The following is a 689-nucleotide window of genomic DNA, read 5'->3' on the forward strand; positions in this document are numbered from 1 at the left end:
ATTTGCTCAGGGGCTTGGGCATTGTCCGCCCTAACCACGTTTGGAGTACGGACATAACCTATATCCGGCTGGCGCACGGTTTTGTCTACCTGGTGGCGGGCATCGACTGGTACAGCCGCAAGGTTTTGGCTTGGGAAGTGTCGAACACGATGGATGTCGGCTTTTGCGTGGATTGCCTGGCAACGGCGCTCAGGCTCTACGGAACACCCGAAATATTCAACACCGACCAAGGGGCGCAGTTCACCAGCGACAAATGGATAGCCGTACTCAAAGGCAACGGCATCACCATAAGCATGGACGGACGCGGCAGGGCGTTGGACAATATTTTTGTCGAACGGCTATGGCGGAGCGTCAAGCATGAGAATGTTTATCTGAAAGGTTACGCCCATTTTCCGGAATTGCTGTCAGGGCTGGCAGACTATTTTGTTTTCTACAACAGCGAACGTTACCACCAATCGCGGGGCTATAAAACGTCTGATGAAGTCTATCGGACAGCGGTCGGCGGCGGGGCTAAAATAGCAGACCATTTTAGCGATAAACGAAATGTTTCAAACGGAGAAACGGGGCAGCGCCAATCCACTGCAATGGCAATGACACTATCTTAAACTAGGCTAAATATTGCCTGGACAATGGAGTCCACTTAACTTTACAGAGTAATGCGTAACCTATTCCACTATATTTTTAATCTT

Annotated in this window: 1 protein-coding gene; it reads left to right on the top strand. The window is 50.1% G+C overall.

The features are described 5' to 3' along the window. On the top strand, positions 1 to 605 hold a 605-nt coding region (locus tag AADEFJLK_RS23725; RefSeq protein WP_249028133.1), incomplete at its 5' end, for an IS3 family transposase. Between the last annotated feature and the right edge of the window lie 84 nt (positions 606 to 689).

Source organism: Methylovulum psychrotolerans (genome assembly GCF_002923755.1).
Lineage (GTDB): Bacteria > Pseudomonadota > Gammaproteobacteria > Methylococcales > Methylomonadaceae > Methylovulum > Methylovulum psychrotolerans.